25 protein-coding genes, 1 pseudogene and 1 riboswitch are annotated in these 26,726 nt (G+C 64.4%); of the genes and pseudogenes, 16 read left to right on the forward strand and 10 right to left on the reverse strand.

All coding sequences use genetic code 11. The annotated features are described in order from the left end of the window. Nucleotides 1-651 precede the first annotated feature (651 nt). Entirely contained in the window at nt 652-1,116 is a 465-nt protein-coding gene (locus tag ACIGGF_RS15100; protein WP_397522070.1) for a tRNA (cytidine(34)-2'-O)-methyltransferase, read from the reverse strand. Nucleotides 1,117-1,149: 33 nt separating this feature from the next. On the opposite strand from ACIGGF_RS15100, the gene ACIGGF_RS15105 reads away from it, so the two are divergent. From ACIGGF_RS15105 to ACIGGF_RS15115, 3 genes are all read left to right on the forward strand, one after another. Continuing rightward, the gene (locus ACIGGF_RS15105; RefSeq protein ID WP_397522071.1) at nt 1,150-1,758 is read left to right on the forward strand and encodes a pentapeptide repeat-containing protein; all 609 of its coding nucleotides are present in this window, start codon (nt 1,150-1,152) and stop codon (nt 1,756-1,758) included. A 69-nt stretch (nt 1,759-1,827) separates the two neighbouring features. Continuing rightward, nucleotides 1,828-2,694: a bifunctional methylenetetrahydrofolate dehydrogenase/methenyltetrahydrofolate cyclohydrolase gene (locus ACIGGF_RS15110; protein WP_397522072.1), complete on the forward strand. Its 867-nt coding sequence runs from the start codon at nt 1,828-1,830 to the stop codon at nt 2,692-2,694. An 11-nt stretch (nt 2,695-2,705) separates the two neighbouring features. After that, complete coding sequence (locus ACIGGF_RS15115; RefSeq protein WP_397522073.1) at nt 2,706-3,020, forward strand: DUF3017 domain-containing protein; 315 nt, start codon at nt 2,706-2,708, stop codon at nt 3,018-3,020. 38 nt (nt 3,021-3,058) lie between these two features. Here ACIGGF_RS15115 and ACIGGF_RS15120 read toward each other — a convergent pair whose 3' ends face one another. Then, a complete protein-coding gene (locus ACIGGF_RS15120) occupies nt 3,059-4,204 on the reverse strand; it encodes a homoserine O-acetyltransferase (RefSeq protein ID WP_397522074.1) in 1,146 nt (381 codons plus the stop codon). Beyond that, entirely contained in the window at nt 4,201-5,550 is a 1,350-nt protein-coding gene (locus ACIGGF_RS15125; RefSeq protein WP_397522075.1) for a bifunctional o-acetylhomoserine/o-acetylserine sulfhydrylase, read from the reverse strand. The genes ACIGGF_RS15120 and ACIGGF_RS15125 overlap by 4 nt, the downstream gene beginning before the upstream one ends. Nucleotides 5,551-5,751: 201 nt before the next feature. Further along, nucleotides 5,752-5,875: riboswitch (SAM riboswitch) on the reverse strand. A gap of 350 nt (nt 5,876-6,225) precedes the next feature. Between ACIGGF_RS15125 and ACIGGF_RS15130 the strand changes: the two genes are divergently transcribed. Continuing rightward, entirely contained in the window at nt 6,226-7,371 is a 1,146-nt protein-coding gene (locus tag ACIGGF_RS15130; protein WP_397522106.1) for an MFS transporter, read from the forward strand. 13 nt (nt 7,372-7,384) lie between these two features. Here the strand turns inward: ACIGGF_RS15130 and ACIGGF_RS15135 are convergent, their stop codons facing one another. Next, complete coding sequence (locus ACIGGF_RS15135; RefSeq protein ID WP_397522076.1) at nt 7,385-8,428, reverse strand: ABC transporter substrate-binding protein; 1,044 nt, start codon at nt 8,426-8,428, stop codon at nt 7,385-7,387. Nucleotides 8,429-8,584: 156 nt separating this feature from the next. Here ACIGGF_RS15135 and ACIGGF_RS15140 point away from each other — a divergent pair, with 156 nt between their 5' ends. From ACIGGF_RS15140 to yhjD, 8 genes are all read left to right on the forward strand, one after another. After that, the gene (locus ACIGGF_RS15140; protein WP_397522077.1) at nt 8,585-9,259 is read left to right on the forward strand and encodes a response regulator transcription factor; all 675 of its coding nucleotides are present in this window, start codon (nt 8,585-8,587) and stop codon (nt 9,257-9,259) included. Beyond that, nucleotides 9,256-10,230 carry an ATP-binding protein gene (locus ACIGGF_RS15145; RefSeq protein ID WP_397522078.1) on the forward strand — a complete coding sequence of 325 codons (975 nt, stop codon included), beginning with the start codon at nt 9,256-9,258 and terminating at the stop codon, nt 10,228-10,230. Before ACIGGF_RS15140 ends, ACIGGF_RS15145 begins: the two co-directional genes overlap by 4 nt. Nucleotides 10,231-10,318: 88 nt before the next feature. Then, nucleotides 10,319-11,749 (forward strand): DUF4153 domain-containing protein, encoded by a 1,431-nt coding sequence (locus ACIGGF_RS15150; protein ID WP_397522079.1) that lies wholly within the window; start codon nt 10,319-10,321, stop codon nt 11,747-11,749. A gap of 384 nt (nt 11,750-12,133) precedes the next feature. After that, nucleotides 12,134-12,463, forward strand: a complete 330-nt coding sequence (locus ACIGGF_RS15155; protein WP_397522080.1) for a DUF6412 domain-containing protein — start codon at nt 12,134-12,136, stop codon at nt 12,461-12,463. A 72-nt stretch (nt 12,464-12,535) separates the two neighbouring features. Next, nucleotides 12,536-13,438, forward strand: coding sequence for a membrane protein insertase YidC (gene yidC, locus ACIGGF_RS15160; protein WP_397522081.1), 903 nt, complete (start codon nt 12,536-12,538; stop codon nt 13,436-13,438). Nucleotides 13,439-13,484: 46 nt separating this feature from the next. Continuing rightward, a complete protein-coding gene (locus ACIGGF_RS15165) occupies nt 13,485-14,291 on the forward strand; it encodes an exodeoxyribonuclease III (protein WP_397522082.1) in 807 nt (268 codons plus the stop codon). Between the two features lie 134 nt (nt 14,292-14,425). Next, a complete protein-coding gene (trpS, locus tag ACIGGF_RS15170; protein WP_397522083.1) occupies nt 14,426-15,466 on the forward strand; it encodes a tryptophan--tRNA ligase in 1,041 nt (346 codons plus the stop codon). 84 nt (nt 15,467-15,550) lie between these two features. Next, entirely contained in the window at nt 15,551-16,570 is a 1,020-nt protein-coding gene (yhjD, locus tag ACIGGF_RS15175) for an inner membrane protein YhjD (RefSeq protein WP_397522084.1), read from the forward strand. A gap of 33 nt (nt 16,571-16,603) precedes the next feature. Here yhjD and ACIGGF_RS15180 read toward each other — a convergent pair whose 3' ends face one another. Then, complete coding sequence (locus ACIGGF_RS15180) at nt 16,604-17,914, reverse strand: D-alanyl-D-alanine carboxypeptidase family protein (RefSeq protein WP_397522085.1); 1,311 nt, start codon at nt 17,912-17,914, stop codon at nt 16,604-16,606. Between the two features lie 258 nt (nt 17,915-18,172). On the opposite strand from ACIGGF_RS15180, the gene ACIGGF_RS15185 reads away from it, so the two are divergent. After that, nucleotides 18,173-18,598 (forward strand): hypothetical protein, encoded by a 426-nt coding sequence (locus ACIGGF_RS15185; protein ID WP_397522086.1) that lies wholly within the window; start codon nt 18,173-18,175, stop codon nt 18,596-18,598. An 88-nt stretch (nt 18,599-18,686) separates the two neighbouring features. On the opposite strand, the gene ACIGGF_RS15190 is transcribed toward ACIGGF_RS15185, so the two are convergent. The 3 genes from ACIGGF_RS15190 to ACIGGF_RS15200 are packed head-to-tail and all read right to left on the reverse strand — an operon-like array spanning nt 18,687 to nt 21,148. Continuing rightward, entirely contained in the window at nt 18,687-19,349 is a 663-nt protein-coding gene (locus ACIGGF_RS15190) for a response regulator transcription factor (RefSeq protein WP_397522087.1), read from the reverse strand. After that, complete coding sequence (locus tag ACIGGF_RS15195) at nt 19,334-20,803, reverse strand: sensor histidine kinase (RefSeq protein WP_397522088.1); 1,470 nt, start codon at nt 20,801-20,803, stop codon at nt 19,334-19,336. Before ACIGGF_RS15195 ends, ACIGGF_RS15190 begins: the two co-directional genes overlap by 16 nt. Before the next feature lie 24 nt (nt 20,804-20,827). Continuing rightward, nucleotides 20,828-21,148 (reverse strand): hypothetical protein, encoded by a 321-nt coding sequence (locus ACIGGF_RS15200; RefSeq protein WP_397522089.1) that lies wholly within the window; start codon nt 21,146-21,148, stop codon nt 20,828-20,830. A gap of 271 nt (nt 21,149-21,419) precedes the next feature. Between ACIGGF_RS15200 and ACIGGF_RS15205 the strand changes: the two genes are divergently transcribed. The 3 genes and pseudogenes from ACIGGF_RS15205 (at nt 21,420) to ACIGGF_RS15215 (ending at nt 24,115) form a co-directional block, all read left to right on the forward strand. Then, the gene (locus tag ACIGGF_RS15205; protein WP_397522090.1) at nt 21,420-22,526 is read left to right on the forward strand and encodes a mandelate racemase/muconate lactonizing enzyme family protein; all 1,107 of its coding nucleotides are present in this window, start codon (nt 21,420-21,422) and stop codon (nt 22,524-22,526) included. Nucleotides 22,527-22,689: 163 nt separating this feature from the next. Beyond that, a pseudogene (locus ACIGGF_RS15210) lies at nt 22,690-22,815 on the forward strand (sugar ABC transporter ATP-binding protein); the annotation flags it as partial. Nucleotides 22,816-22,909: 94 nt separating this feature from the next. After that, complete coding sequence (locus tag ACIGGF_RS15215; protein WP_397522091.1) at nt 22,910-24,115, forward strand: acyl-CoA dehydrogenase family protein; 1,206 nt, start codon at nt 22,910-22,912, stop codon at nt 24,113-24,115. 68 nt (nt 24,116-24,183) lie between these two features. Here ACIGGF_RS15215 and ACIGGF_RS15220 read toward each other — a convergent pair whose 3' ends face one another. After that, nucleotides 24,184-24,966, reverse strand: coding sequence for a succinate dehydrogenase iron-sulfur subunit (locus ACIGGF_RS15220; protein WP_397522092.1), 783 nt, complete (start codon nt 24,964-24,966; stop codon nt 24,184-24,186). Nucleotide 24,967: 1 nt separating this feature from the next. Further along, a complete protein-coding gene (gene sdhA, locus ACIGGF_RS15225; protein WP_397522093.1) occupies nt 24,968-26,719 on the reverse strand; it encodes a succinate dehydrogenase flavoprotein subunit in 1,752 nt (583 codons plus the stop codon). Between the last annotated feature and the right edge of the window lie 7 nt (nt 26,720-26,726).

Genomic DNA, 26,726 nt, shown 5'->3' on the forward strand with positions numbered 1-26,726 from the left:
CCCCGCTCGAGTCGTTCACGGCAGCAAGCCGCTCAGGTTTGTGTAACGGCGACGCTGACATCCGAGAACGAATCGTCGGGGAAGACCGGTTTTGCGGACTCAGTCCGGAGCTGTCGCGACCGAGGGCGTACGGCGCTGCGCTGCTCGTGTGTGCAGTGGATACGCCGAATCCAATTCCAAGACAGCATCTTTCGTGGTTCGGATCAGTGTCGACCGTCATGCCCCACTCGACATGGTGCGCGGCCAGGACGCACGCGCCGACGCCGGTGGATCGCAAGGAAATCGTTACCGGAAGGCGGTGGATCGTCGCCGGATGGAGCGCGGTGCAGAAGGCGGCAACGGCGGGTGCCGAGGGACGACAGGTTCGCCACCCTTGCCGGAGAAGATAGTTGCTGTCGAGCCGGCGGGGCGAACTGCGACAGTTCGGTGTCACAGAAGAAGTGCGCGTCGGGCCGATTCAATTTGTCAACGGTCACAATTGTTTTCGGGTTCACGACCGAGTGGACCGACCCGACCGGTCGGCTGGGCAACCGCCAGTCCCCGTCCGGGACGGCTCCGGTGACGAGCCGAGTGCGTGGTGAATCGGTCTGTTGTTCTGCAGATGCAATGTGCGGCAAGTCAGGGCTTCGAGCGCACTCGAAGGCGAACCGGTCAGACGCTGCCTTCGTATCCGTGTTGGCGCCATGCCTCGTACATCGTCACCGCCGCGGCGTTGGCGAGGTTGAGTGATCGACGTCCAGGAATCATCGGTATGCGGAGGAGATCGCTCACGTGCGGGTCTTCTAGGACCTCGTCGGGGAGTCCGGTGGGTTCCGGTCCGAAGAGAAGAACGTCGCCGGGCTCGTAGGCGACGTCGGCGTAGGAGCGTGTTGCGTGGGCGGTGTACGCGAATACCCGTTTGGGTGCCAGCGCCGACCAGGCCGACGGCAGGTCCCGGTGCACAGTGACGGAGGCCAGATCGTGGTAGTCCAAGCCGGCACGTTTCAGCTTGGGCTCGGACATGTCGAAGCCGAGCGGACCCACCAGGTGCAGCTCGCATCCGGTACCGGCGACCAGGCGAATCGCATTGCCGGTGTTCTGCGGGATTCGGGGCTCGAAGAACATCAGTCGAAACACCCGGTTCACTCTGCCACCACGAACCGGAGAAGTATGGGGCAGGTGGACGACGAGCAGACCATCGGTGAAGATTTTTCCGACACTCGACTGGACGGGCAGGAGTGGAAGGGCAGGCAATTCGTTCGGTGCACCTTTCGTGATGCCGACATGAGTGGAGTTCAAACCGACTCGGTGGTGTTCACCGAATGCGACTTCACCGGCACCGACCTGACCGAATCGATTCACACGAACTCTGCCTTCCGCTCGTGTACTTTCACTCGGACCAATCTGCAGCACAGCACGTTTCGTCACTCGACCATGATGGGCTCGGTATTCGTCGACAGCCGGATGCGGCCCGCGATCTACGACGAGGTGGACTTCACCCTTGCGGCGCTGGGAAACGTCGACCTACGCGGCCTCGACCTCACCGGTTGTCGGATGAGAGAGGCGAACCTCATGTCTGCAGATTTCCGGAAGGCCGTCGTGTGCTCGGTGGATTTCGTGGGTGCCCGCACCGTCGACGCCAAGTTCGACGAGGCCGATCTGCGCGGAGCCATGGTCGATTCGTCGTTGTGGGTCAGCGCAAGCGTGCGAGGTGCCAAGATCGAGCTGATGCAGGCCGTGGCGTACGCGGGAGCGAACGGTCTAGTTGTGGAGGGCTGAAGTGCGGGGCCCGACCCGGTCATCGGACCGGCGCGGCGCAGCCGACCTCGAGCCTGGAACAATGGCCGGGTGACTGCAACGATTCTCGATGGCAAAGCGACCCGTGACGAGATATTCGTCGATCTCACCGCCCGCGTGACCGCGCTGCGTGAGAAGGGCATAACCCCAGGACTGGCCACCGTCTTGGTAGGCGATGACCCGGGTTCTGCGGCATACGTCCGGGGCAAGCACAACGACTGCGCCAAGGTGGGTATCACCTCCATCCGTCGCGATCTGCCTGCCGACATCACCCAGTCGGACCTCGAAGCAGTCATCGACGAACTCAATGCCAACCCCGAATGCACCGGGTACATCGTGCAGCTGCCGCTGCCCAAGCATCTGGACGAGAATGCCGCTCTGGAGCGGATCGACCCGGACAAGGACGCAGACGGCCTCCATCCGATCAACCTGGGACGCTTGGTGCTTGGCAAGGACGCTGCACTTCCGTGCACGCCGCGCGGCATCGTGCATTTGTTGCGCCGCTACGACGTGGCTCTCGACGGCGCGAAGGCGGTCGTCATCGGCCGAGGAGTGACGGTCGGTCGACCCATCGGCCTCCTGCTCACCAGGCGTTCGGAAAATGCCACGGTCACGTTGTGCCACACCGGAACCCGCGACTTGGCCGCCGAGGTCTCCCGTGCCGACATCGTCGTAGCCGCGGCCGGAGTCCCGGGTCTGATCACCGCGGACATGGTCAAGCCCGGTGCTGCCGTACTCGATGTCGGCGTGACCCGCACCGAGGACGGATTGCGCGGAGACGTCGCCGACGACGTAGCCGAGGTGGCAGGTTTCCTCTCGCCCAATCCCGGTGGCGTCGGACCGCTGACACGAGCCTTCCTGCTCACCAACGTCGTCGAGCGCGCCGAGCGCGCCGAGCGCGCCGCGGCCGGGAACTGAGCGATCCGGGGATGACCGCTGCCGAGGACTCGCGAGAAGACGACCCGGGTTTCCGGGCAGCCGTAGCGCGCAACCTGCCGATCGTCGCGGTGTCGGTCGTCGTGCTGGCCGCTCTTGTTCTGGTGCTGGCCGATCGCTGGCGGCGCGGCGCGTTCATCTTCGGGTGTGCGGCCCTACTGGCCGCAGTGCTGCGCTTGTGTCTTCCGGAATCACGGGTCGGAACCCTGAGCGTGCGCAGTCGCGGCTTCGACGTGCTCGCGTTGGGGTTCGTCGGCGGAGCGATCGTGTTCCTGTCGTTGTCGATCGACCCGCTGGGAACCGACTGACCTCAGGGCTGGACCGCCCGGCCCGAACAGCAGCGGTGTCAGCGCCGTCCGAGGCGGGCGAGTTCCATGGTCTCGGCCAGCAGTTTCGCCACCGAATCGGCTTCGGTCAAAAAGCCGTCGTGGCCGTCGCGGGACTGAATCACTTCGAGTCCGCGGCAGTGGGGAAGTCCACGGGCAATCTCTTTCTGCAACCGCAGTGGGTAGAGACGATCCGAATCGACTCCGCCCACTATGGTCGGAACCGGCACCGACGCAAGAGCTTCGGTCACGCCGCCGCGGCCCCGGCCCACGTCGTGTCGGTTCATTGCCTCGGTGAGTAGCACATACGTCGCCGCATCGAATCGGTTGACCAACTTCGCAGCCTGGTGCTCGAGGTAGCTCTGTACCGAATATCTCCCGCCGGCCCACGGATTTTCGTCCTGCTGTGGGGAGTTGTCGAACCGAATGTCGAGTTCGCTCTCGGTGCGGTACGTCAGATGCGCGATGCGTCGCGCGATACCCAATCCGGCAGTCGGAGACGTTCCGGTGTCGTGGTAGTTGCCACCGAGCCAACCCGGATCCGCCTTGATCGCAGCGATCTGTGTGGTCTGCGTTCCGATCTGGTCGGCTGTGGCCCGGGCTCCGACGGCCAGAACCAAAGCCGCTGCCACTCGATCGGGATGACTGACGATCCATTCGAGAGTCCGCATGCCGCCCATGGAGCCACCGACAACGGCGGCGAAGCGCTCGATACCGAGGGCATCGGCGACTGCCACCTCCGCCGCGATCTGATCGCGGATGGAGATGTCCGGGAACGTCGAGCCATACGGCGTGCCGTCGGGCGAAATGCTGCTCGGTCCGGTGGTGCCGCCGCACCCGCCGAGCACGTTGGTTGCCACGACGCACCATTCATCGGTGTCGATGGGGCAGCCGGGACCGATCATTCCGTTCCACCATCCCGGCAGGGCGTGATCGGCGTCCGGCGGGCCGGACACGTGAGAGTCCCCGGTCAGGGCATGTTCGACGAGTACGACGTTGCTGCGGTCGGTAGCGAGTTCGCCCCACCGCTGCACCGCGACGGTCACCTGGGGGATTCGCGCACCGTTCTCGAGATCGAGACCACCGATGTCGATGGTGCCCAACCGCCCGTCCGGAGACGGGAGTACCGCCTCCGGACGAACGCCTGTGTCGCAGCTGTGGCTCAAGATGCCGCCGCGCTGAATCCGACCTCGAGATCGGCGATGATGTCGTCGATGCCTTCGATCCCCACGGCCAGGCGAACCAGACCAGGCGTCACTCCCGACGCCGCCTGCTCCTCGGGGGTCAGCTGGGAATGGGTGGTGGACGCGGGGTGGATGACGAGTGAGCGCACGTCTCCGATGTTAGCTACGTGGCTGTGCAGAGTGAGCGCGTTGACGAACTTCTTGCCCGCGTCCACTCCGCCCTTCAACTCGAACGCGACGATGGCACCTTGCCCCTTGGGCAACAACTCCTGGCCGCGCTGGTACCACGGCGACGATTCGAGTCCGGCGTAGTTGACCGAGAGGATGTCGTCGCGACCGGCGAGGAACTCGGCAACCTTCTGGGCATTCGCCACGTGTCGCTCGATCCGAAGGCTCAACGTCTCGATGCCCTGGCTGATGAGGAAGGCGTTGAACGGCGAGACCGCCGCGCCGATGTCACGCAACAACTGCACACGTGCCTTCAATGCGAATGCGGGAGCACCGAGATCGGCGAACACGACGCCGTGGTAGCTCGGATCGGCGGTGGTGAAGTTGGGGTGACGGCCCTGCGTCCAATCGAAAGTGCCGCCGTCGACGATGACGCCCGCGATGGCCGTTCCGTGTCCGCCGAGGTACTTCGTCGCGGAATGCACCACGATGTCGGCCCCGTGCTTCAACGGCTGCAGCAGGTACGGCGTCGCCACGGTGTTGTCCACGATCAGCGGAATGCCGTTCTCGTGGGCCACTGCCGAGATCCCCGGGATGTCGAGGATGTCGTTCTTCGGGTTCGAGATCGACTCGCCGTAGAACGCCTTGGTCGACGGAGTGATGGCGGCACGCCACTGCTCGAGATCATCGGGATCGTCGACGAACGAGACGGTGATACCCAACTTGGGGAGCGTGTAGTGGAACAGGTTGTACGTGCCGCCGTAGAGCCGCGGGCTCGACACGATGTGGTCGCCGGCCTCGGCGAGGTTGAGAATTGCGAACGTCTCGGCGGCCTGGCCCGACGCGAGCAACAGCGCTGCGACGCCGCCTTCGAGTGCAGCGATGCGCTGCTCGACGACGTCCTGGGTGGGGTTGATGATGCGGGTGTAGATATTGCCCGGCTCGGCGAGACCGAACAACGCGGCCGCGTGATCGGTGTTGTCGAACGTGTACGAGGTGGTCTGGTAGATCGGCAGTGCGCGAGCGTTGGTGGTGCCGTCCGGGGTCTGTCCCGAGTGAACCTGCTTGGTTTCGAAGCTCCAATTGTCCGAAGGATCGGTGAACGAATCCTCGGTGGGTGCTCCGGTGGCGTCGACGATGTCGGGGGTCGAATCGGTCATGGCTGGTGATACTCCGTTTTCTGAGGCGACGCTGCCTGAGACAAAACTGTCCGAGACAAGTCTGTTCGAGACGAATCGAATGTCGAATGTTGCTCGAGAAGTCGAGCGCTACGGGGCGTATCGGTACAGCGACACATGAGAGAACCTCCTGACAGGCCTCGACCCCGGGAGGTCGAAGTTTCAGTGGGTCCGCTTCCTGCGGACCCGCGCTTGTCGATTCGGCACTCGGCGTGCCGAACCGGCCTGGTCGTTCACCCGGGGCACCCCACCGCGGTTGGAGGGTTGCCGGCCAGCAAGCCGGGGCTCGATGCTGGCACTCATGACCTGGCGAATATCTTAGCGGGTGCGTACGTGCCGAAGGAACAAGGGCTCGTAGGGCGTCCGGCCGTGCTCGAGCAGATGCTCGGGTGAGGACAATCACCGCACTGTGGCTCGATTACTGGTGCCCAGAGGGAAGACAATGAATGGACTGGCCGTTGCTCTTTGTCGGTTGCGCTTCTGAATCGATTCGGCGAGCCGCCGATGCTCGTCGCTCACATCTCCGATCGAAACGAAGGTAGTACCGCTGTGACTGTCACCGATTCCGCTCTTTCTCGTGTCAGCGCTGTGCGCGGCAGGGTGTCGAGTGGCCTGAGCGTCAGTCATCGACCCCACTCGACTCGCCGCAAACTCGCGATGCTGGCCCTGTCCATCGGCGGATTCGGCATCGGCACCACGGAATTCGCGTCGATGGGCTTGCTGCCGGACATCGCCACCACGATGGGAATCTCCGAGCCCTCAGCGGGGCACATGATCTCTGCGTACGCGCTCGGGGTCGTGGTGGGCGCTCCCACCATTGCTGCTTTGGCTGCGCGCGTTCCCCGGCGAATGTTGCTGCTGGTGCTGATGGTGGCCTTCACCCTGGGCAACCTCGGAACAGTGTTCGCGCCCAGTTTCGACGAGCTCGTCGCCTCACGATTCGTCGCGGGCCTACCGCACGGTGCGTACTTCGGAGTGGCCGCACTGGTGGCCGCACACCTCGCCGAACCGGGTAAACGAGCCAAAGCCGTCGCGATGGTGATGATGGGTCTCTCGGTCGCCAACGTCGTCGGGGTACCGGTGGCAACCTGGATCGGGCAGGCGCTCGGTTGGCGCAGTGCATTCGCTCTCGTGGCTGTGATCGGTGCTCTCACCGTCGCGGCGCTGGCCGTGTGGATGCCGCGGTTGGATGCAATGCCGACCACCAGCCCCATCACCGAGCTCGGTGCACTGCGCCGCAGCCAGGTGTGGATGACGCTGTTCGTGGGAATCGTCGGGTTCGGTGGCATGTTCGCGGTGTACACCTACATCGCATCGACGCTGACCGACGTCGCCGGTCTCGCTCGTGCACTCGTTCCGGTCGCCCTGATGATCTACGGCCTGGGCATGGTCACCGGCAATTACGCCGGTGGCTGGCTGGCCGACCGGTACCAGCTCAAGGGCACCTTCGTCGGTCTGGCCGCAACGGCCGTGTTCTTGGCGATGTTCGTAGCAGCAGCGCACAATCCGATCACTGCACTGCTCCTGGTCTTCCTGATCGGCGCAGCCGGCTCCTCGGTGGTCCCCGGCTTGCAGACGCGGTTGATGGACGTGGCCGAGGACGCCCAGACGCTGGCAGCATCGCTGAACCACGCTGCATTCAACCTGGCCAACGCCATCGGTGCGGCCGTCGGTGGTGCCGTGATCGCCGCCGGCTTCGGCTACACGGCACCCGCCGCCGTCGGCTCGGGCCTGGCGGTGGCCGGTCTCGGTGTGCTGGCCACCGCCATGTGGATGGACAGGCGCACGGCCGTCGAGCGGTAGCGCCCGGTCCCTCCTAACCGGTGATCGTCGCCGCCGTTCCGTCCAGTGCTTCGGTCAGGGCCGGGGTGAGCTTGTCGATGACGTACGGCAAGCTCAGCACGCTGGTGAAGTAGATTGCACCGGCCGTCACCCCGTCTGTGAAGACGAGATTGCCGTCCTGCACCGGCTCCAGCGCGTTGTACACCGCTTCTTTCTCCAGCTGGGCCCGGTCGCCGGGTCCCTCTGTTCCCCAGATCAACACGTCGGCAACGTTGAGCACCGACAGGTTCTCCAGAGGAATGCCGGCTTGGGCGCTGCCGTCGGCCGGAACGAATGCGTCGATGTCGTCGGGGATCACGAAGCCGAGCTTCGTGAGAAAGTCGGTGCTCAGTCCGTCCTGGTACGCAATCGCCTTGCCCTCGTAGAACGCGTTCTGTAGGAAGATCGCCTTCTTTCCGGCGAACTCCGGGTGGGCGGCAGCGGCGTCCGCGAATTTCTGGTTCACGCCGTCGATCAGCTGGTCGACCTCGGACTTCTTGCCCAGTGCGCGACCGATCTTCTCTGCCTGGACGTCCCAGGGCTCGAAGTAGGCGGTGGACGCATCGGACTGCGCGAGCGTCGGTGCGATGTCGCTGAGTGTGTCGTACGTTTCTTCCGTCAGGCCTGCGTTGGTCGCGATGATCAGATCGGGCTCGAGTGCGGCGATCTTCTCCGTCTCGAATCCATCGCCCGTATTCGAGAGCACCTCGGGCTGCGCGTCGCCCAGCGCCGCCTGAGCCCAGGGCCAGGTTGCGTACGGCTGGTCGCCGTACCACTCCGTGACGCCGACGGGTATGACGCCGAGCGCGAGGACGGTGTCCTGTTCGGTGTATCCCGCCACGACGATTCGAGTGGGTTCCGCAGGAACGACCGTCTCACCGAACGCATGCTCGACCGTGACCGGGAAGGCCGAGGAGTCGGACGCGGAGCCCGCCGCGGCGGGAGTCGCCTCGTCGCTCGAACACGCACTGAGCAGTCCTGCGGTGGTCAACGCAATCGCGCACACCGACAGGGTCGTGCGTAGTGACCGGATGTGCATGGAAAACCTTTCGAGAGGGAAGATCGACGAACAAAGGATAGCCGAACCTAAATTAAAGGCAATGCCGAGATCTACCTTCGGGCCCGGCCCAACCTTCACCGAACCTCCACATTTCCCGACGGGCTCCCCCACGTGCGCCCTCTAGGGTCAGTTCTCATGAGCCGCACAGTTCTCGTCGTCGACGACGAGCCCACGATCTCCGAGGCCGTTGCCGCTCGGCTGCGCGGCGAAGGCTACGAGGTCATCACTGCCGTCGACGGCCCTTCGGCCGTCGACGCGTGTGCCCGAATGGATCCCGACGTGGTGGTGCTCGATCTGATGCTGCCCGGGTTCGATGGGCTCGAGGTGTGCCGCCGCATCCAGGTGTCCCGCCCGGTTCCGGTGTTGATGTTGACGGCCAAGTCCGACGAGACGGACATGCTCGTCGGCCTGGGAGTGGGCGCGGACGACTACCTGGGCAAGCCGTTCAGTATGCGCGAGTTGGTCGCTCGCGTGCACGCCTTGGTTCGGCGCGCCGAGCGCACCGTGACCGCCCAACCCCATGCCGTTCGCGTCGGTGACGTGGAGATCGATCATCGGGAACGGAGGGTGACCAATCCATCCGGTGACATCCATTTGACCAGAACGGAATTCGACATCCTCGCCTATCTCGCTGCTCGGCCGCGCACAGCGGTCTCGCGGGAAACGCTGCTGTCGGAACTGTGGGGCTGGGACGATTCGGCCAGCAGTCGCACGGTCGACTCCCACGTGAAGGCGTTGCGTCGCAAACTCGGTGGCGATCTCATCCGCACCGTCCACGGCGTGGGCTATGCCGTCGAGGCACCGCGATGACGCGCATGCTGCCGCGCCCACTGGACCTGGTGCGCTCGTTCAAGCTCAAGGTGTCGTTCATCGTGGGCACAGTGTTGGTGCTTGCGAGCGTCGTCTTCTGGTTCGGTGCGGGTTGGCCATTTCGCTACACCCTTCTCGCGGCGCTGGTGGTGTCTCTGGCCGCGACGCAGTTCGTCGCCCACGGAATGACTTCTCCTCTGCGCGAGATGACCTCGGCCGCAAAGGCAATGGCGCGTGGCGACTACTCGATACGCGTGCGGGCCACCTCGCGCGACGAGGTAGGACAGCTCGCAACCGCTTTCAACACCATGGCAGACGATCTCGAGGCCGCCGAGAAATATCGCCGTGAACTGATCGGCAACGTCTCGCACGAGCTGAAGACGCCCATCGCAGCCCTGCGTGCCGTACTCGAGAACATGGTCGACGGGGTGACCGACGCGAATCCCGCGACCCTGTCGGTGGCGTTGCACCAAACCGAAAGGCTCGGCGATCTGGTCAGCGAACTGCTCGACCTGTCGCGGGTGGAGGGCGGCGTGCTCACCATTGCCCCGGAGGCATTCGACGTGCGGCAATTTCTCGAGGATGCGACCTCTGTACACCGTGATCGAGTGTCGATCGTGGTCTCGCCCGGCGATTCGACCGTCGTGGCCGACCGTTCTCGTTTGACACAGGTGATCACCAACCTCGTCGACAACGCCGTGCGGCATTCACCCCATTCGAGCACCGTGACGCTGCGGGCCCATCGAATCGGTGGAGCGTATGCATTCGACGTCGTCGACCGGGGCCCAGGCATCGCCCTCGCCGATCGCCATGCGGTGTTCGACCGATTCACCCGCGGCGGATCCACCGACGGCGGAACAGGTCTGGGCCTCGGCATCGCCCGCTGGGCCACCGAACTGCACGGCGGAACCATCGAAGTTCTCGACAGCGAAGTCGGCTGCCACATCAGAGTGACCATCCCCGAGCACTGACTTTCTCGATCCACCCGAACCGCGACTGCACGTCCCCGGACCGCAGCCGCCGACCTTCCATGCCCGAAACACAGAAGAAGGAAGCGCCATGACCACGATCGACACCCCGATTCATCCGACAGCGAAGCATCGTCATTCTTTGTGGGGTCCTCGCACCTGGCCGGTGCTGCGGTATGCGAAGGCTCCCCGCGCGGCGCTCCTCGGGGCCGCTGTTGCCGGACTGGTCGGGGCAGTAACCCTGGTGGACAACACGTTCGGTGTGCTGATCACCGCCCTGGCCTTCGTGGCGGTTGTGCTGGCAGCGCGCAGCGGCAGGCTCTCGCGGTGGGAATGGGCAGGAGTGGCAGGAGTGCTGGCATTGGCGAGCGTGTCTGCGCTCAGGGCAGCCGAGTGGATCGTGACGATGTCGACGACACTCGCCATCGTGGTCGCAGTAGTGGTGCTCTCCCGTGCCTGGACGTGGACGGGAATCGCCCTCGGCGGTCTACTCCCTGTGTTTCTTCCGGTGCGCGTGGCTCGGTGGACCGGTCGCGGAGCCGGTTCGATCGATCTCGAGGGGCCACGCCCGGTGCGGATCGGTGTGGTCTTCGTCGTCACGATCGCGCTCCTCGTCGTGTTCGCAGCGTTGTTCGGTGCGGCCGACAAGCGTTTCTCGGATGCTCTGGGCGCGGTGACACCCGAGTTCGATACCGCGTCCGTCGTGGGACGCATTCTGGTCTTCGTGCTCACCGCAGCAGGTGCGCTCGCCGTCGCCTACGTCGCACTGCATCCGCCTCGGTTCGATCGCCTCGCACCGGTGCCGCGTCGAACGGTGCGGTTGTGGGAGTGGATGGTTCCCCTCGGGGCTGTGGTGGCCCTGTTCGTCGTGTTCGTCGGGTTCCAGGTGTCGACGCTGTTCGGCGGGCAGGGGCACGTCCTCACCACCGAGGGTCTGACCAACGCCGAATACGCCCGACAGGGCTTCTGGCAATTGCTCGCGGTCACGGTACTGACATTGCTCGTCATCGCGGTGACGGTCGCGAAGGCTCGGCGAGAAGACCGGGGAGATCGAATCGCATTGCGGGCGTTACTCGGAGCGCTGTGCCTGCTGTCGTTGGTGATCGTTGCGTCGGCCCTGCATCGAATGTCGTTGTACGAGCAGCAGTACGGCTACACGACGCTCAGGTTGTTCGTCACGGCTGTCGAATGGTGGTTGGCATCGGTGTTCGTACTGGTTCTGGTGTCGGGCGTCCGGATGTCGGGGCGCTGGCTACCTAGAGCAGTGGGCGTCGGTGCAGTGCTGACCGTGCTCGCGTTGGCGGCTCTGAATCCGGACGCGTACATCGCGCGGCACAACGTCGATCGTTTCGAGCAGACCGGACGAATCGATACGTCCTACGTGGGTGGGTTGTCGGCCGACGCGGACGCGGAGCTCGAGCGACTGCCCGATTACGTGCGTCCCTGTGTAGAGGCTCGCGGTCCGGTGTTCGTCGGCGATACCTGGCACCTGTGCAAGGACCCGTCGATATCTGTACCCTGAGCAACGAATCGGGTTCGGGCATATCAGGGAGGTGCGAGATGAGATACCAGAGCATGGTCGTCACGTCACTGCTTCTCGTGTCGCTGTACCTGACGATGCCGACCGCAACGGCAGACGTGGCAGTGGTCCTCGTCGCCACGCTGGCGACGCTGATGCTGATCGCGCACCGAGTCGATGTTCCGGCACTGCTACGCCTACTGCCGAATGTCGGCCCCGCCGCAGAGGAACGCCACCGTCGAGGTGCGTTCCGGCGTCAACATCGCCCGGACTCCCCGGGCCGGCCCAGCCACGAGCACCCGGCGCGCTGGTGGGGGCGCTGTAGCTCGACAGTTCCCCCACGCCTTCGCAACCCGTTGTCCGCGAGGCTGCCGCAAGGAACTGAAAATGCTCGACTCTCGTACACTCCACCTGGCGATTCGCCGCTACGCCGGCACGCTGGTCGGTGTCCTGGCCGTTCTTCTCGTCGTCTTCACCGTCGTCGATGCACAACCTGCCGCGCAGATTGCGATGTTCGGTGCGCTGGTCGCGGCGTCGCTGCTGACTCTGGGCGCGACGGTCGATCCCGCCGCTACCGCCTCGCTGGGGCCGACTGCGGACGATACGGACGATCGACGTCTTCGCGGATCGTTCCGTAGGCAAGAGCACCCCGATACTCCCGGACGTCCTATGCCGAGAGCTCCCGGTTCGGTCTTCGGACCGGATCGGTGGCTTTAGTTCTCCTGAGCCACTGCGAGATCCGGTCGACACGCCACTCGACCGACTTCTCTCACAGTGAGGTGTTCCACCATGCTCGATTTCGTCTATTACCCCGTTTCTGCGGTGCTGTGGTTCTGGCACCAGATCTTCGGGTTCGTGCTCGGCCCCGACAACGGCGTCGCTTGGGCGTTGGCCGTGATCTTTCTCGTTTTCACCCTGCGTACGCTGTTGATCAAGCCGTTCGTCAGTCAGATTCGTTCGCAGCTCGCCATGAAAAGGCTCCAACCACAGCTCGAGGCCGTACAGAAGAAGTACTCCGGGGACCGTGCTCGGCAGGCAACCGAGATGCGGAAGTTGCAGCAGGAACACGGTTTCAACCCCTTGATGGGATGCCTGCCACTGCTGGCGCAGGGCCCGGTTTTCATCGGTCTGCTGCACGTGCTGCGCTCGTTCAACCGAACCGGAACCGGATTCGGTCATCTCGGTATGACGGCGCAGGAGAACGCGAACACCGCGAACTACGTCTTCAGCGCCGCCGATGTGCAGTCCTTCCTCGACGCACGGCTCTTCGGTGCGCCGATCTCGGCTGCCGTCAACAGCTCTCGGGAGGTGCTCGAAGCATTCGGTCCGTTCGGCGGAGTGCCGTCGGTGTGGAGCATCGCGCTCGTTGCGGTCCCGCTGATGATCATCGCTGCGGTGGCCACGCATCTGAACTCGCGGGCATCCGTCGCCCGGCAGGACGCAGCGGCGCTCGCCAACCCACAGACCGCGATCATGAACAAGCTCGTGCTCTGGGTGTTCCCGGCCGGCGTGCTCGTCGGTGGGCCGGTTCTTCCGGTCGCGGTGTTGCTGTACTGGGTGAGCAACAACATCTGGACCTACGGCCAGCAGCACCTCGTCTACCGACGCATCGACCGAGAACCGAGTACGTCGCCGGAGGTGACATCGGCGGTGGCCGCGCCGAAGCCCGGGGCCAAGCCGAGGCGTCGGTAGTACTGCGACCTGCCGTCTGTCGGTGACCTCCGCTACGGTCGTCGGCGTGCCGATCACAATTTCCACAGTCAACGTCAACGGAATCCGCGCTGCTGCTCGCAAGGGCATGCTGCCGTGGCTCGAGGCCACCGATGCGGACGTCATCTGCCTGCAGGAGACCCGTGCCAACGACGGGGAATTGACCAAGGCGCTGGCCCCGGCCCTCGATGCGGGCTGGCACCTGGCCTCGGCCGAGCCGTCTGCAAAGGGGCGCAACGGGGTGGCCCTGTTGTCGAAGGCCGCCCCCGATGCGGTTCGCACCGGTATCGGAGCGGCCGAATTCGCCGATGTGGGTCGCTACATCGAGGGCGACTACGGCGACGTCACCGTGGCAAGCCTCTACCTGCCGTCGGGTGAGGTGGGCACGGAGCGTCAGGACGAGAAGGAACGCTTCATGGCGGCGTTCGCGAAGTATCTGGCCAAGACGTCGAAAGCTGCGAAGTCCGCCGACCGAGACGTGGTGGTGTGCGGCGATTGGAACATCGCCCACACCGAGGCGGATTTGAAGGCATGGAAGACCAACCGCAAGAACTCCGGCTTCCTGCCCGAGGAACGCGAGTGGGTGACGCGGTTGCTCGCCGAGAAGGCCCCCTGGACCGATGTCGTACGGGCGTTGCACCCGGGAGTCGAAGGTCCGTACAGCTGGTGGTCCTATCGCGGCAAGGCCTTCGACAACGACGCAGGGTGGCGCATCGACTATCAACTGGCAACGAGAGACCTGGCCGAGCGCGCCAAGGAAGCGATCACGGAGCGGGCCGAGGCATACGACCAGCGGTGGTCCGATCATGCGCCGGTGACAGTGCGCTACCGCTAGAGCGGAGCCTGCGGAGTGATCTACGTTGCGAAGCGGAGCCTGCGGAGTGATCTACGTTGCGAAGCGGAGCCTGCGGAGTGATCGGGTTGGCACGCAGAAGCCAGGTGCCCGGGGGGCCGTGAAAAGATTGCGTCATGTCTTCTTCCGACTCCCTCGACACTCCGCAGGGTCCGCGTCGGCGGGTGCTCTCGGGCATCCAACCGACTGCCGATTCGTTCCATCTCGGTAATTATCTGGGTGCAGTGCGGAACTGGGTGGAGTTGCAGGACGAGTTCGACGCGTTCTATTTCATTCCGGACCTGCATGCGATCACCGTTCCGCAGGACCCCAAGGAGCTTCGGCACCGCACCCGAGTGGCCGCGGCGCAGTTGCTCGCGGTGGGAATCGATCCGGAGAAGTCGACGCTGTTCGTGCAGAGTCAGGTACCCGAGCACGCGCAGTTGGCGTGGGTTCTGAACTGCATCACCGGGTTCGGCGAAGCGGCGCGGATGACGCAGTTCAAGGACAAGTCCGCCAAGCAGGGTCGCGATCACACCAGCGTCGGACTGTTCACCTACCCGATTCTGCAGGCCGCCGACATTCTGCTCTATCGGCCGAATCTGGTACCCGTGGGCGAGGATCAGCGGCAACACCTCGAGTTGACTCGTGATCTGGCGCAGCGTTTCAATACTCGGTTCAAGAAGACGTTCGTCGTGCCCGATGCGCACATCATCAAGGGCACCGCGAAGATCTTCGATCTGCAGGATCCCACCGCGAAGATGAGCAAGTCATCGTCGAATCCGGCCGGCATCGTCAACATTCTCGACGATCCGAAGGTGTCGGCGAAGAAGATCCGTTCGGCAGTGACGGACAACGAACGCGAGATCGCGTTCGATCCGCAGAACAAGGCAGGCGTCAGCAACCTGCTGGTCGTTCAGGCTGCACTGTCCGGCGCGAGCATCGACGATCTGGTGGCCGGGTACGCGGGCAAAGGGTACGGCGACCTCAAGTCCGACACCGCCGACGTGCTGACCGAGTTCGTCGTTCCCTTGCGGGAGCGGATGGACGGGTTCATAGCCGATGTGACCGAACTCGACCGCATCCTCGCGGCCGGTGCGGATCGTGCCAGGGAAGTGGCAAGTCGAACGCTCGCTCAGGTCTACGACCGGGTGGGTTTCCTGCCTCCCGGTGCCTAGCATCTACTCCACGCCGGGTTTCGCGGCGCAGCGATGCGACGACTCTCTCCGACAGCAGCCGACGACAGCGAAAAGGTGAGCGCGATGCCCGATTTCAAGGCCATGCTCGACGACCGGCGTGCCCGGTGGCCGTGGCTGGACCACACCGTCGTTGCGGCGCAGCGTTATCAGGGTCAGAAGGGTGACTACTACGCGGCCGGTATGACGTACTTCAGTGTGCTGGCGTTGTTTCCGTTGCTGATGGTCGCGTTCGCGATCGCCGGCTTCGTGCTCGTCAATCAGCCCGAGTGGCTTGCCGAGATCCAGTCCCAGATCGCCAGCAACGTACCGGGGAGCTTCGGTGAGACGATAAATTCTCTGATCGAGACGGCCATCGAATCACGCACGAGTGTCGGCCTCATCGGTTTACTCGGTGCCCTCTACGCCGGTCTCGGGTGGATCGCAAATCTGCGTGAGGCGCTGACCGCCATGTGGGAGAGCCAGCACGAGCAGGGTGGTTTTCTGGCCACCAAAGCCAAGGATTTCGCCGCACTACTCGGTCTCGGTACGGCTCTGGTGCTGTCGCTGGGTCTCTCGGCGCTGGCCGGCGGCGGCGTCATGCGCAGCATTCTCGAATGGGCGAACCTCGACGCCGTTCCTGGAGTCGGAGTCGCGCTGCGCGCATTCTCGGTGCTTCTCGCATTGGCTGGCACCTGGGCACTGTTCACCTGGGTGATCTCACGCCTGCCGCGCGAGCCTGTGTCCTGGCGCAGCGCGGCCCAGGGCGCTCTGCTGGCCGCGATCGGGTTCGAGATCTTCAAGCAACTCGGTGCCCTCTATTTGGGATCGGTGACGAGCGGCCCGGCGGGAGTGGTGTTCGGACCCATCATCGGCCTGTTGGTGTTCGTCTTCACGACCTCTCGGCTCGTGCTGTTCTCGACGTCCTTTGCCGCGACCACTCGCGAAAGCCTGGCCGAAGCTCACGTTCCGGCACCGGAACCGGCGGTGATCAACACGAGGGTCGAGGTCAGTGAAGGCCCCGGCGTGACAGGAGGGTTGGCATTGGTCGGCGCGGGTGCCCTGGCAGCTCTCGGTGTCGCAGGCCTGCGCCACCGACGCCGCTGAACGTCGAGGTGGCGCCGCAGTAGGGCAGTGCTCTCAGCGGCCGCGTGAGAGTTTGCGTGCGCCCCACAGCAATCCGATGACCACGAACCCGCCGATGACACCTATCGCGATTCGAACGACTGTGTCGCCCTGGGCCTGCATCTCGGACTGACGTGACCCCGACCCCGACGCCGACACCGGTGGCTGCGCAAGAGTTGGTGCCGCCGCGGTCGAGCGCGTACTCGTCACCGCCGACGTCGACTGCGGTTCGACGAGATCACCCACGGTGTCGTTCGCATCCATGGCAAACCCGTAGTCCAACAGGCGCGCCGCTTGCTCCCACGGGCGGATGGGCAGCACGTCGCCTTTCATGATCGTCACGACGAGACGTCGACCGCCCCGTTCTGCTCCCGCGACGAATGTCTGGCGAGCATCGTCGGTGTACCCGGTCTTTCCTCCGAGTGCTCCTTCGTAGTTGTAGAGCAGCTGATTGTCGTTGGAGAGGGTGAATCCGGGCCGGTCTTGGTCGTCCGGGATTGCGGGGTCCTTCGGGTAGCCGGGAAATTGAACGTTTTCGGTCGAAATGAGTTGTGCGAACGTCGGATCACGCATGGCCGCGCGGTAGATCAACGCCAGATCGTAGGCAGAGCTTGCCATGCCCGGACCGTCGAGACCGGACGGCGTGGCGGTGCGAGTGTCGAGTGCACCCAGTTCTGCGGCCTTCGCATTCATCTTGTCCACGGTGGCCGCATCCCCGCCCAACTGCCTTGCCAACGCATGTGCTGCATCGTTTCCCGAGGCCATCACCAGGCCCTGCATCAGTTGGAGATTGGTGTAGACGCCGTCCTTTCCGATGCCGACGGCGCTGCCCTCGGCATCGGCATCCTCTGCGGTCGCGGTGATCTGGGTGTCGAGGTTCAGCTCGTCGAGGGCGACGATCGCCAGTAGCACCTTGATCGTGCTCGCCGGCCGATGCCGTCCGTGCGGATCCTTGGCGGCCAGAACGGAGCCGGAATCCATATCGGCCACCACGAACCCGGTGGCCGAGATATCGGCAGGCAAGGGGGGAGCTCCGTTCGGCAGCACCGCTCCACACTCGGCAAGTCGATCCCCGCCGACTGCCTCGGCAGGTATCGGGAGTGGTTGCGGGGCAGTGCTTCCTGGGGCCGGCACCTCGGAGAGGTCGATCGCCGGGGGCGGTGACGCGGCGAACGGGCAGCTGTCTGTGTCGGGCGTCGTGAACGGCGGTGTCGTCGTCGCGGCGGGTGGCTCGGCGGCGGGTTGCGCCAGAGCCGGTCCACAGCCGATGCCGACGAGAGCCATCGTCACTGCCGACGCGGCCACGCACACTCGAATCCTTTTCATCGCGCATCACCATAAGCGCTCGGGGGTCGGTCGAGGTGGCGACCCACCGGCCGAGCCTCGTGCGACCGGCCGCTCGAGTGCGTACCCCGGACGCCATCTCGTACAACGGCCCGTCTGTCGACCTCGCGTCGCGTCATGGTCCTCTCTCCACTATGAGAACTCGCTCATGTTGCGCTCCTGTAGTTCTCACGTTCGGCAGCGATTGTTGAGTCATCACCGAAACGGTGGCCCACAGAACTCGGATCGAAGGAGCGCAACATGAGAATGCCAGGAAAGTTCGTCATCGTCGGTGCAGCAGCCGTTGTCGTCACCCTCGGGAGCGTCGGCGCGCTCGCGATTGCCGACGATGACCCAACCCAGCAGCGGCCATCCTCGATCTCGGTGGAACAGCCTCTGTCGGAGGCAGATTCGGCACCGAACCCGCCGGCAGCTCCTCAGCAGCCCGCGCCGAACCAGATCCCGAACGACCGCTACGACGACGACTGGGATGATCGGAACGACGATCTGGACGGTCGTGACGACGACTGGGACGACCTCAACGACGACCGGGATGACCGCAACGACGACCGGGATGACCGCAACGACGACCTGAACGACGACCGGGACGACCTGGACGATGACCTCGACGACGACCGGAACGACGATTTGGACGACGACAACGATGACAACGACCGGGACGACTGATACCCGAGCAGTGGCGTCGGCACCGGCCGGTGCCACTGCTGTCTCGACCGGGGCAGCTGTCTCGGAAGGACTGCTGTCTCGCCGGGGCTCATGTCTCGGCCAGTCGGTATCCCATTCCGCGGACGGTTTCGATTCGAGCGGCACCGAACTTCGCCCGAAGGTAGCGAACGTAGACGTCGACTACGTTCGAGCCCGGATCGAAGTCGTAGCCCCACACCTGCGAGAGGAGCTGCTCTCGCGAGAGAACCTGGCCGGGGTGGCGCATGAAGGTCTCGGCCAAGGCGAACTCACGGGCCGACAGGTCGACGGTGCGGTCTCCCACCACCGCTCGCCGGGTCCGCAGGTCGAGGGTGAGGTCGGCTACCGCGAGCTGTGTGGTGTCGGCGGTCCGCTTGGTATCCAAGCGAACTCGAATGCGCGCCAGTAGTTCCTCGAATCGGAACGGTTTGGCCATGTAGTCGTCGGCACCGGTCTCGAGACCGGACACCACGTCCCGCACGCTGTCCCGTGCGGTCAACACGATCACCGGAATCTCGCACTGCTCGCCGCGTAGTCGCTGCAGAACCTCGAAGCCGTCCATGATCGGCAGACCGATGTCCAGTACCACCAGATCGAAGTCACCGCTGCGGGCGTGTTCGTAGGCGGATCTGCCGTCGGAGACGGTCGTTGTACTGAAACCGCTCGCTCGCAGCCCTTTCTGAACGAACGAGGCGATGCGGGGTTCGTCTTCGGCGATCAGGATGCGGGCCATGGTCGATCCTTCTGCGGGGTAGGGGAGTCGGTCAGCGGGATCGTGATGGTGAACGTGGCACCGTGACCGGGGGCGCTGCCGACACTCACTCGTCCACGGTGGGCCTGCGCGATTGCCGTGACGATGGACAATCCGAGTCCCGCACCTTCGGTGCGTCTGCTCCCGTTGCGACCGCGGGCGAAGCGCTCGAAAATTCGTTCTTGCTCGTCGAGCTCGATTCCGGGGCCCGAGTCGGTGACCCAGAACCGGATGTCACCGTCGGACAATTGTGATCCGATGCCGACGCGACTACCGGGTGTCGTGTGGTGAGTTGCATTGTCCGCCAACGCCAGGAGTGCCTGAGTCAGTCGTTGCGCGTCGAGCGGTGCGTGGACGGTCGCGCTCGCCTCGAGCACCCATTCCCGGTCGGCGAGGGTCGTCACCTTGTCGAACACGCTTCGAGTGAGCGCGTCGACATCGGTGACCACCGGCGTGACGAAGCTCGTCTGCTCGGCCCGGGTGAGCAGCAACAGGTCGCCGACGAGCCGGTTCATCCGGTCGAGTTCGTCGTCGACGAGAGTGACGGTGTCTCGAACGTCGGCGGGGTCGCGGTGGTCGAGCACATCGAGGTGACCTCGGACGATGGTGATGGGAGTGCGCAGCTCGTGCCCTGCGTCGTCGAGGAATCTGCGCTGACTCGCCGCGCCGGACTCGATTCGGTCGAGCATCGAGTTCAGTGTGTCGATCAGAGCTCCGATGTCGTCGCCTCGACCCGCTGTTCTGGCATCGGTGATGCGGCCGGACAGGTCGGTCTCGGTGATCGTTCGGGCGGTGGCGGTGATGTGCCGGATCGGCGACATGATGCGGCCCGCGACGAACCACGCTCCCATTGCCGCCAGTACCGAGGTGACCCCGCCGACGAGAAGCATCAGAGTCGCGGTCTCGTCGGCAGAAGCGCGTTCCTGGTCGGCGAAGTAGGCGGCGACCACGACCCCGGTGATCGGATCGCCCGCCAGTGACACCGGCACCGCGAGGTACACCACTTCACCGGCGGCGCTCGAGTACGAACCCTCGACCGGAGCGGTGACGGCGGCGACCTCGGCGGTGAAGCCGGCGTCGTCGGACAATCGCACCGGTGCCTGTTGTCTGCTCTGCACGGCGAAAGTGCCGTCCACGTAGCCCAGGAATTTCTCGTTGGGACGGGCGAGGTTGTAGGTGATCACCACGCGGAGCACGTCGTCGATGTCGTCGAACGGTGCGCCGGTTCCTGGATCGACGCCTGCGTCGGTGAGGGTGGTGAACTCTGCGATCTCGGTGCGCAGCGATTCGCGCATGCGGTTGTCGGTCGCGCGGATCATGAGTAGCCAGGTGGTGACGGTGACGGCTGCCAGAGACGCCAGCACCAGCAGCAGGACCCAGGAGAAGATCCGGCTTCGAGCGCTCGTCGGGCGCAGGGCGCGCAGTCGCGTCCGCATCACGCGGTCGGTCTTGCAGCAGCGTCAGTCGTCGTCGTCATCGTCATCCCAGTCGTCGTCGAAGTCATCGTCCCAGTCGGCAGGCGGCAACGGCGGCGGGGGCACGAATCCGTCCGGTGCCACCGGCTGTGGCGTGATGGCGGGCGCGGTGGCTGCGGGATCGCCCGGTCCCGGTGCGGGGGGAACGGGCCCCGGAGTTGCCGGGGCGGATTGGACGGGTGCCGAGGGTGCGACGATGGGTGCGGGCAAGGGGGTCTGCTCGCCCGTCGACCGAGTCGTCAGCAATGCCGCGACGAGTACGGCGAGCGTGAGCAGTCCCAGGGCCGCGAGAATGATGGTTCGCACAAGAACGAGTCTGATGACGGTGGATTGTGGCCACGTGAATCGCAGATGAGAGTTCTCTCATGTCGGCGGTCTGCACACCGATTTTGGTACCGGACCGATAATCGTCGAGGATGCGTGTCGGGTATCGATCGTTTCCCACAGTGATCAGGTCGGTGCGGCTGTGGGAAAGGGAGTGCAATGAGGTTTCGGCGCGGGCCGATCGCGGTCTGTGCGGTCGTGGCACGGTGGTCACCGACTGGATTCGACGGCGAAAAGTGAACGAAAGGTCCCCGTGCAGATTGCCGAAATTGCTGTCTATTCACACCAGCTGCCCGTCAGGGGCGGCCCGTACATCATGGCCAGCGGCTCAGTGGACGAACTGCAGACCACTGTCGTTCGCGTCACCGCGAACAACGGCGTGGTCGGATGGGGCGAATCGTGCCCCATCGGCCCGACGTATCAACCCAGCCACGCCGCCGGAGCACAAGCCGCCCTCCTGGAAATGGGGCCAGGCCTGATCGGCGCAAATCTCCAGCAGACCACCCTGTTGCACCGACGAATGGATTCCTTGCTCAACGGCCATCGGTACGCGAAGGCTGCGATCGATATTGCAGCATACGACCTCGTCGGCAAGACCTTGAACGTCCGAGTCGCGGACCTGCTCGGAGGCGCTGTCACCGAACGTGTCCCGTCGTACTACGCCTCGGGCATCGGAGAGCCGGACGCCGTAGCGGATATGGCCGCCCAACGGGCGGACGAAGGATGGCCCCGCATGCAGATCAAGGTCGGCGGTCGCGCCATCGAGGCCGACATCGAAACGGTCAGAAAAGTATGGGACCGAGTCGGTAATCGAATGCGGCTCGGCGTCGACGGTAACCGCGCGCTCACCGCACGGGACGCGCTACGTCTGAGTCGGGAATGCACTGACGTACCGTTCATCCTCGAACAGCCATGCAACACGATCGAAGAGATCACCTCGATCAAGAGTCAACTGAATCACGCGGTCTACCTCGACGAATCCATAGTCGACCTCGCCACAGTAATTCGAGCCACCGGGCAACGGCTGTGCGAGGGGTTCGGAATGAAGTTGACGCGGCTCGGAGGTCTCCGAAACATGGCAATATTCCGTGACATTTGCGAGACAGTGTCGCTGCCGCACACCTGTGACGACGCCTGGGGCGGCGACATCAACGCAGCTGCGTGTACACACATCGGCTCGACCGTGGACCCTCGACTCAACGAGGGCGTTTGGATCGCAGCGCCGTACATCGACGGCCATTACGACAGCGACAATGGCATTGTCGTCGAGGGCGGCCACATTCGATTGCCGACCGGCCCAGGACTCGGAGTCGTACCCGACGACGGAATCTTCGGGGAACCGATCGCCGTATTCGGCTGACGGCGTGCGCTGAGGTGGACTCGAGTCAGCTTGCCGTTCAACCAGAATCGCTGTCCTTCGAAACCGAGCATGGTCCCGCTCCGTCGCTCCCACAGCAACATTATCTTCCCCGCCTGGTGGTAGTCGCACGCATGGACGCCACACGATAGGGGCGCAGCTCGTCGTCCTCCTCGACCGTGGGCGCCAGAAGTTGGACTGTGCGCACGACGACATCTCGCTCGACGACCTCACCGAGGAAATGGCAGGCGGCGACGAACTGGCGACCCTCCCCGACGAACTGCGTCGGTGACCTGCCTAGCGGCGGTACATGCGTGAGAATCGGGCGCGGCGGGTAGAAGATCGGTAGCGGTGCCGGACGGCGTTGCCAGACGAAGGAGCCGAACATGAGCGAGCACGAGCCCCTCGGACCACTGTCGCCGGACTTTCTCGAATCCGACTTCTACGGGTACCAGAGCATGCTCGACGAGGCCGAGACCGAAAAGGTCCTGCGGACCCGCCGATTCCTGCAGGACGAGGTCGCGCCGCGAGCCAACGAATTCTGGGAGAGGGCCGCCTCCCCGGTGCACCTGATGCCGAAGATCGCCGGACTCGAGATAGCCGGTCTGGGTTACGAGTTCGACGACCGCAAGGCCTCACGCAAGCTCCTCACCGGCTGGCTCGAGATGGAGTTCGCGCGCGTCGATCCGTCCACGGGAACGATGTTCAGCGTCCACAGTTCACTGGCGATGAGCAGCATCTCGATTCTGGGCTCCGCGGAGCAACGCGAGCGGTGGTTGCCTCCGATGCGCCGTATGGAGACGATCGGTGCTTTCGGCCTCTCCGAACCGCACGGCGGTTCCGACGTTGCGGGCGGGTTGGAGACCACTGCCCGCCTCGAGGGCGACCACTGGATCCTCAATGGCAGCAAGCGTTGGATCGGCAATGCGACTTTCGCAGATCTGACCATCGTCTTCGCTAAAGACGAGGCCGACGGCGAGGTCAAGGGCTTCGTGGTCGAGAAGCAGTTCGAGGGATTCCGAGCCGAGAAGATCGAGGGCAAGTACTCGCTCCGTGCGGTGGAGAACGCCGACGTGCATCTGGAGAACTGCCGAGTGCCGGTCGAGAACAAGCTGGCGGAGGCCAATACTTTCGCCGATACCGCGAAGGTGCTCCGCTTGACGCGCGGTGGTGTGGCGTTCCAGGCCGTCGGTGTGATGATGGGCGCGTACGAGCGAGCCGTCGCCTACGCGCGGGAACGTGAACAGTTCGGAGCTCCGATCGCGTCCTTCCAGCTCATCTCCGACCTGATCGCACGCATGACGGCGAACATCACCGCCGCACTCGGCATGGCCATTCGTGTATCGCAGTTGCAGGACAACGGAATCCACTACGACGAGCACGCAGCGCTGGCCAAGACGTTCTGCACGACGCGGCTGCGCGAGGTGGTGAGTTGGGCTCGAGAGATCATGGGCGGCAACGGAATTCTGATCGAGCACGACGTCATCAGATTCTTCGCCGACGCCGAGGCGCTCTACTCCTACGAGGGCACCGCACAGATCAACAACCTGATCGTCGGCCGTGGTGTGACGGGCTTCGGCGCGTTCGTCTGAGGCGCGCCCCACGAACGACGACGCCCTCCGTGCACCGTGTGCGCGGAGGGCGTCGTGACGTTCGGGAACTAGCGAGCGAAGAGCAACGCGCGCTTGACTTCCTGAATTGCCTTGGTTACCTGAATACCGCGAGGGCATGCGTCGGTGCAGTTGAAGGTGGTGCGGCAACGCCACACCCCCTCGACGTCGTTGAGAATGTCCAGACGCTCGGTTGCACCCTCGTCACGGCTGTCGAAGATGAATCGGTGTGCGTTGACGATGGCGGCCGGACCGAAGTAGCTGCCGTCGCTCCAGAACACGGGGCACGAGGTAGTGCAGCACGCGCACAGGATGCACTTGGTGGTGTCGTCGAATCGGGCGCGGTCCGCTGCGGACTGGATCCGCTCACGGGTCGGCTCGTTGCCCGTCGTCATCAGGAACGGCTTCACGGCGCGGAACGCGTCGAAGAAGGGTTCCATGTCGACGATGAGGTCCTTCTCCACCGGAAGACCCTTGATGGGCTCGATGGTGATGTTCAGCGTCTTCGACGAGTCCTTGGGGAGCATGTCGCGCATGAGCACCTTGCAGGCGAGACGGTTGACACCGTTGATGCGCATCGCATCGCTGCCGCACACACCGTGTGCGCACGAGCGACGGAACGTCAGCGTGCCGTCCAAGTAGCCCTTCACGTAGTGCAGAAGGTTGAGCAGACGGTCTGTCGGCAGGGTGGGGACCTGGAAAGTGTCCCAGCGCTGACCGTCACCGCTTTCGGGGTTGAAGCGTGCGATCTTCAGGTTGACCATCACCGCGCCCTCGGGGACGGCCGGCAGGTTGGACTCGTTGGACTTCTTGTCCAGGGTGGGGGCGCTCATATCAGTACTTCCGCTCCATCGGCTCGTAGCGGGTTTGGATTACCGGCTTGTAATCCAAGCGGATCTCGGTGAGCAGACCTTGGCCCTCTTTGTAGGCCATGGTGTGCTTCATGTACTCGGCATCGTTGCGCTCGGGGTAGTCCTCACGGGCGTGTCCACCGCGCGATTCCTTCCGGTTGAGTGCGCCGACGACCGTGACCTCGGCCATTTCGAGCAGGAAGCCGAGTTCGATGGCCTCGAGCAGATCGCTGTTGTAGCGCTTGCCCTTGTCCTCGACGGTGATCTTGTTGTACCGCTCCTTGAGTGCGCGAACGTCCTTGAGTGCGGTTTCGAGACGTTCTTCGGTGCGGAACACTGAGGCGTTGTTGTCCATCGACTGCTGCATCTCGGAACGGATGTCCGCGACGCGCTCGTGCCCGTGATCGGACAGGATGGTCTCGAGCCAGTCCTGCACCATCTTCGCCGGCTCCTCGGGGAGCGGGGTGAAGTCGACGGAGTTGGCGTACTCGGCCGCCGCGATGCCGGCACGACGTCCGAAGACGTTGATGTCGAGCAGCGAGTTGGTGCCGAGCCTGTTGGCTCCGTGCACCGAGACGCAGGCGCACTCGCCGGCCGCATAGAGACCGGGGACGATGTCCTCGTTGTTGCGCAGCACCTCACCGCGAATCTTGGTGGGGATGCCGCCCATCGCGTAGTGGCAGGTCGGGTAGACCGGCACCGGCTCCTTGACGGGGTCGACGCCGAGGTACGTCCGCGAGAACTCCATGATGTCCGGGAGCTTCTCGTCCAGAACTTCCTCGGGAATGTGCGTGACGTCGATGTAGACGTAGTCCTTGTTCGGCCCGCCGCCGCGTCCTTCGAGCACCTCGAGCACCATCGAACGCGCGACGATGTCGCGGGGCGCGAGGTCCTTGATGGTCGGTGCGTAGCGCTCCATGAAGCGTTCGCCCGACTCGTTGCGCAGGATGCCGCCCTCGCCTCGCACCGCCTCGGAGATGAGAATGCCCAGGCCGGCGAGACCTGTCGGGTGGAACTGGTGGAACTCCATGTCTTCCAGGGGAAGACCCTTGCGGAACACGATGCTCATGCCGTCACCGGTGAGGGTGTGGGCATTGGAGGTGGTCTTGTAGATACGACCCGAACCGCCGGTGGCGAAGATGATCGACTTGGCGTGGAAGATGTGCAGCTCACCGGTGGACAGCTCGTAGGCAATGATGCCGGTTGCCACGGGTCCGTCGTCGGTCTCGGTCAGACACAGATCCAGCGCGTAGAACTCGTTGTAGAACTCGACGTCGTGCTTGACGCAGTTCTGGTAGAGCGTCTGCAGAATCATGTGGCCGGTGCGGTCGGCCGCGTAGCACGCACGACGCACCGGGGCCTTGCCGTGATCGCGGGTGTGGCCACCGAAGCGACGCTGGTCGATCTTGCCCTCGGGTGTACGGTTGAACGGAAGCCCCATCTTCTCGAGGTCGAGAACGGCATCGATGGCCTCCTTGGCCATGATCTCGACCGCGTCCTGGTCGGCGAGGTAGTCGCCGCCCTTGACGGTGTCGAACGTGTGCCACTCCCAGTTGTCTTCCTCGACATTGGCCAGCGCGGCGCACATGCCACCCTGAGCTGCGCCGGTGTGCGAGCGCGTGGGGTACAGCTTGGTGAGCACTGCGGTGCGAGCACGGGGTCCGGCTTCGATCGCAGCACGCATACCGGCACCGCCTGCGCCGACGATCAGTACGTCGTAACGATGTTCCTGCATGTAAGCG

This window comes from Rhodococcus sp. NPDC078407 (assembly GCF_044542515.1).
GTDB lineage: Bacteria > Actinomycetota > Actinomycetes > Mycobacteriales > Mycobacteriaceae > Rhodococcoides.